This is a genomic window from Aeromicrobium sp. PFPM2_SD2 (assembly GCF_057364525.1).
Map to the genome: position 1 here is coordinate 1 of NZ_JBNFNZ010000638.1, position 1,015 is coordinate 1,015.

1 protein-coding gene is annotated in these 1,015 nt (G+C 73.7%); it reads left to right on the top strand.

The genetic code is table 11. From position 1 onward, the window contains the following. Nucleotides 1–818 (top strand): lysophospholipid acyltransferase family protein (locus AC2W7G_RS17090; RefSeq protein WP_485869495.1); only part of this gene is annotated, 818 nt, incomplete at its 5' end. Nucleotides 819–1,015 lie beyond the last annotated feature (197 nt).

Sequence of the window (1,015 nt, forward strand, 5' to 3'; positions counted from 1 at the left end):
GGCACGTCCGCGACGAACGAGCTGCTGACCGCCCTCGTCGCCGGTTCCCAGCGCGTGCTGGGCGACGCTGGGAGGCGCGCCTGGCGCGCATCCTGGCCACCCTGCGCCGCCGGCTCTCCGGCGACTACCCGGTCGACGACTTCGGGCACGACCCGGAGGTGGCCGAGCTCCTGGTCCAGGTCATCGAGCCGCTCGCCGAGCAGTGGTTCCGGCTCGAGGTGCGCGGGGTGCACAACATCCCGGCCGAGGGCGGTGCCCTCCTCGTCGGCAACCACTCGGGCACGGTGCCCGTCGACGGCCTCATCACCAGCTACGCCGTCCACCGCTACGCCGGACGCACGCTGCGCCCGCTGGCCGCCGACCTGGTGTTCGCGCTCCCGTTCGTCGGGCAGACCGCGCGCAAGTTCGGCGCGACCCTGGCCTGCACCGAGGACGCCGAGCGGCTCCTGGGCCGCGGCGAGCTCGCGGCGGTGTGGCCGGAGGGGTTCAAGGGCGTCGGCAAGCCGTTCAGCGAGCGCTACAAGCTGCAGCGCTTCGGCCGGGGCGGCTTCGTGTCGTCGGCCATGCGGGCCCAGGTGCCGATCGTGCCGGTGTCGATCGTCGGCGCCGAGGAGATCTACCCGCTCGTCGGCAACCTGCCCTCGCTCGCCCGTCTGCTCGGGCTGCCGTACCTGCCGATCACGCCGTTCTTCCCCTGGCTGGGACCGCTCGGGCTCGTGCCCCTGCCCAGCAAGTGGATCATCGAGTTCGGCGAGCCGTGCGCACCGACGCCTACGCGCCCGAGGCCGCGGACGACCCGATGCTGCTGTTCAACGTGACCGACCAGGTCCGCGAGACCATCCAGCAGACGCTCTACGGGCTGCTGGTCGACCGCGGCGGCGCGTTCTTCTAGCGACGCGACCAGGGGCTGAGCAGCTCCTGCAGGCGGCGCAGGCGCTCCTCGGCCTCGCGGCGACGCTCCCGGGCCTCCTGGCGACGGGTCTCGGCCCGCCGGCGCTGCTCGGCGCGACGCTCC